Below are 4,336 nucleotides of genomic sequence, written 5' to 3'. Positions count from 1 at the left end.
GGAGACCGCCACCGCCGAGCCCCGCAGCCGCCCAGGCCGCAGCGCTGCCAACCCGACACGTCGCACACCATCGCCCGGGTTTCCACCGATGCCCCGCCAGCGCCTCACGACATCAAATACGAGCAACAACTCGGATTAAGCAGTCTCTCGGGTTGACCTTTCCCGTATTCCCAAGGACACCAGATGCTGACCCACCCGAAACTCTTCGCCCTGACGGCCACCGCGCTGTGCGTCGCCAATGCCTGGTCGCAGGACGCCAGCCAGCAACTCGACACCGTCACCGTCACCGCCCAACGTCGCGAGCAGGTCATCACCCAGGTGCCGATGAGCGTGGCCGCCATGAGCGGCGCCGCGCTGGAAAAGCAGAGCCTGCGCGACATCACCGACATCAGCCGCGTCACGCCGGGCCTGACGCTCAGCAGCCCCGACCCGTCCGGCGAATCGAACGTGTCCATCCGCGGCATCAGCAGCCCGATCGGCCAGGCCACGACCGGCATCTACATCGACGACGTGCCGGTGCAGATCGGCAACTTCGCCAGCTGCCCGATCCTGTGCGGCGGCAATGCGATGCCCAAGATATTCGATATCGACCGCGTGGAGGTGCTGCGCGGCCCGCAGGGCACGCTCTACGGCGCGAGTTCCGAAGGTGGCGCAGTGCGCTTCATCACGCAGGCGCCGAAGATGCGCGGCGAGCTGACCGGCCTGGTCCACGGCGAACTGTCGAGCTGGCAGGGTGGCGCGCCGAGCGTCGAGGCCGGCCTGGTGCTCGACGCGCCGATCGCCACCGACCTCGCCGGCTTCCGCCTGAGCCTGTGGCAGCAGCACCAGGGCGGCTACGTGGACGCCTACTCGCCCGGCAGCGGCGCGCGGGTCAAGCGCAACATCAACTCGGAGAACTCGCGCGTGGCCCGCCTCGCGGTGAAGCTGACGCCGACGGACCGTCTCAGCATCACGCCGAGCTACTACTACCAGGACACCCGGTCAGCTGATCGTGCCAGTTATGTCGAGGCGCTGGGGCTGGACAGGAGCGCGGCCAATATCGCCCAGCCGGCCAAGGACCGCTTCGGCATCGCGTCCATCGCCGCCGACTACGACTTCGACAGCATCGCCGCCAAGCTGATCGTGTCGAACCTGCGCCGCACCGAGCGCCGCACCGACGACTACTCCAACCTCGCCGAAGGCCGCGAGTACCTGAACAACCTGAACCTGCCGGATGGCTTCCCCACTGCCGCGCTGTGGGAGCCGCTGCCCGCCACCAAGGGCGCCGCCACCGCCGCCGGCCTCACGACCAACCGCCAGAACACGACGACGGCCGAGCTGCGCTTCAGCTCGGTGGACGGCAAGGGCGACCGCCTCTCGTGGATCGCCGGCGCCTACTTCCAGCGCGCGAAGCAGGGCTATGCGCAGGACATCCTCGAGAACGTTGCCCTGCTGTCCTCGATGTACGACGTGCTCTGGACCGGCGGCAGCGGCGCGCTGTACAGCCCGCAGGACCCCCTCGGCGGCAACATCAGCTACACCGAGAACGACCACTTCAACACCACGCAGCAGGCGCTCTACGGCGAGGCCAGCTACAAGGTCACGGGCACCCTCACCGCCTCGATGGGCCTGCGCCTGACCCGCGCCACCACTTCCTTCGACAGCGCGCTCGACGGCTGGTGGGCCGCCGGCCCCAGCAGCTACAGCGGCAGCAGCCAGGAACACCCCGTCACGCCCAAGCTCGGCCTGGCCTGGCAGGCCACGCCGCAGAGCCTGTTCTACGCCACCGCAGCCAAGGGCTTCCGCCCCGGCGGCGCCAATCCCTCGCTGGCCTCCAACCCGATCTGCGGCGGCGACCTGGCCGCGCTGGGCGGCGCCAGCGCCGAGCCGCTGATCTACAAGTCGGACTCGGTGTGGAGCTACGAGGCCGGCACCAGGCAGACGCTGGCCGGCGGCGCGGTGCAGCTCTCGGGCAGCCTGTTCTGGATCAACTGGCGCGACGTGCAGACCCAGGTGATGCTGCCCACCTGCGGCTTCGGCTACATCGACAACGTCGGCACCGCCACCAGCAAGGGCTTCGACCTGGAGCTGCAGGCCAAGCCGAGCCGCGCGGTGACGCTGAACGCGGCCATCGGCTACAACCGCGCCGCCTACACCCAGTCGGTGACCAACAAGGGCTATACGCTGGGCCTGTCGCCGGTGCAGTACCTGGTGAAGGACGGCGACGCCCTGCCCACGCCGCGCTGGACCGCGAGCCTGGGCGCCGAATACGGCTGGCAGTGGACGGGCCTCGGCAAGGCCTACGCCCGCGCCGACTACCAGTTCGCCAGCGGCTACGACCGCGTCGGCAGCGAAGGCACGCAGAACTACGACCCCGCCACGCAGGACGTGCGCGCGCTGCACCTCGTCAACCTGCGCGCCGGCCTGAAGGCGGGCGCCTGGGACTGGAGCGTCTACCTGAAGAACGCGCTGAACAATCGCACCGAGATGAGCCGCTTCCACAGCTACCCGGCCGCCTCCTTCGATGGACACCCTTCGGCCTACTACTACGGCACGGCGCTGGCCCCGCGCATGGTGGGTGTGGCGGCGAACTACCGCTTCTGATGACGCTTGCCGGCAGCGCTGTCGGCCCGAACCTGCTACAAACACGGTCCCATAACGCTCGATTCGAGCGCATAGCCAGAGGGACCGGACGATGAGCAGCGACAAATACCTGACCGTCAAGGAGTGGCAGAAATTCGCCAAGGGGCGCGGCTACAAGGACGAGGCGCTGGTCAAGGCGCTCACCGCCGCCGAGAAGGCCGAGAACGAGGGCGCGACCGAGCACCTGAAGGTGCTGTTCGAGCTGGAGGAGCAGGGCCGCGCGCTGCTCAAGCTCAACAAGGGCGACAAGAAGCTCGAGTCCTACCTCGAGGACATGTACAAGCCGCTGAAGAAGTACCGCAAGGATGCGGAGAAGGCGGTGGACAAGGCGGCCGAGCGCGAGTCCGAGGAGGACGGCGATTCCACCGCGGCGATGCAGCACGCGATGATCCCGCTGATCCGCGCGATCAAGAAGGGCACGGAGGCGCAGGCGCTGATCGCGGTGGGCGGCAAGGACACGGCCGTGCTGCTCTCCAAGAAGGCCATCTCCCCCAGCCGGCGCGAGATGATGCTGAAGTGGCTGGGCGCCAGCGGCGGCGTGCGCTGGATCAAGGCGGTCTGCCTGTTCGAGGAGAACGCCCACACCTTCGTCGTCGAGGGCGCGGCGGCCGGCCTGGCCAAGAAGCTCAAGGCCGCGCTGCTGGCCCAGGTGGAGCTGCGGCTGAACGTGCGGGTGCGCGGGGACGATCCCAACGACATCGACGCGGAACTCGGCGAGGCGCAGGACGAGGCCGAGCAGGAGGAGAGCGAGGAGGACGACGACGTCACCGAGGAGATCACCGCCAGCGACGACAGGGGCGAGGACGCAGATGAAGGCGGCGAGCACGAAGCCGACGAACAGGCGCCCGACCCCGACAAGGCCCGCTTCAAGGAACAGCTGACCCGGCTCGCGCCGCTGGCCCTGGCCGCGCTGAAGGCCGGCAGCGGCGATGTGTCGCGGATCCGCGCGGTGATGGATTTCGCCCGAGAGAAGGGCGAGGAACATAACTACAAGGCCGCACTGACCGCGCTGGAGCGGCTGGACAAGCTGCTGGCCGAGCACGCGCCCCCGCCCGCTGCCGAGCCGCCCGCGGTCGATCCCGCTGCGGCCTTCAACGCCCGCCTGGCCGCGCTGCTGCCGCGCATCAAGGACGCGCTCGCCGCCGGCGCCCCGGCGGACCTGAAGCTCAAGGTCAGCGAGGCCGGCGTGGCCGCGCGCAAGCACGAGTACGACGGCGCCCACGCGCTGCTGGACCAGGCCGAGCAGATGCTGGCCCCGGCCGGCCGCCGCGTCGACCCGAAGATCGCCTTCACCCAGACGCGGCTGGACTGGGACCGCGCGCGCAAGCAGGTGCAGGCCGAGCTGCGCCGGCTTGAGGTGGCGCTGCTGGAGCAGTGCAAGGACGAGCCCGACTTCGCCGAGATCTCCGCCAACACCGGCCTGCTGTACACGCTGCTGGACTCGCTGGACGAGCGCCTGATCGACAAGCTCGACGAGGCGGTCAACGCCGAAGACCCGGCGCAGCGCCAGGCCCGCCACCACGAGGCGCGCGGCATCGTCGACGAATACCTGGCCTTCGTGCGCAGCGACGGGCTGCTGCACGACATCGACCAGAGCGACTTCGTCGACATCGCGCTGGCCTCTTCGCTCACCACGCAGCTGACCGCGATGGCCCGCCAGCTCGACAGCGCCGCCGCCTGAAGAACGAACGCCCCAAGGAGCCCGCCATGGACC

At 69.3% G+C, this 4,336-nt stretch carries 2 protein-coding genes; both read left to right on the top strand.

All coding sequences use genetic code 11. The features are described 5' to 3' along the window. Positions 1-183: 183 nt before the first annotated feature. On the top strand, positions 184-2,583 hold the full coding sequence (locus tag B0W88_RS30010; protein ID WP_077038177.1) for a TonB-dependent receptor: 2,400 nt from the start codon (positions 184-186) through the stop codon (positions 2,581-2,583). Positions 2,584-2,674: 91 nt separating this feature from the next. Further along, on the top strand, positions 2,675-4,303 hold the full coding sequence (locus B0W88_RS30005) for a hypothetical protein (RefSeq protein WP_077038176.1): 1,629 nt from the start codon (positions 2,675-2,677) through the stop codon (positions 4,301-4,303). The last annotated feature ends 33 nt before the right edge of the window (positions 4,304-4,336 follow it).

The organism is Pelomonas sp. KK5, assembly GCF_001984095.1.
Classification (GTDB): Bacteria; Pseudomonadota; Gammaproteobacteria; order Burkholderiales; family Burkholderiaceae_C; genus KK5.
This window is presented reverse-complemented; position numbering and strand designations above follow the sequence as displayed.

Excerpts from the sequence above, each read along its gene's own strand:
- B0W88_RS30010 (WP_077038177.1), top strand. The coding sequence starts at position 184 with ATGCTGACCCACCCGAAACTCTTCGCCCTGACGGCCACCGCGCTGTGC.
- B0W88_RS30005 (WP_077038176.1), top strand. The coding sequence starts at position 2,675 with ATGAGCAGCGACAAATACCTGACCGTCAAGGAGTGGCAGAAATTCGCC.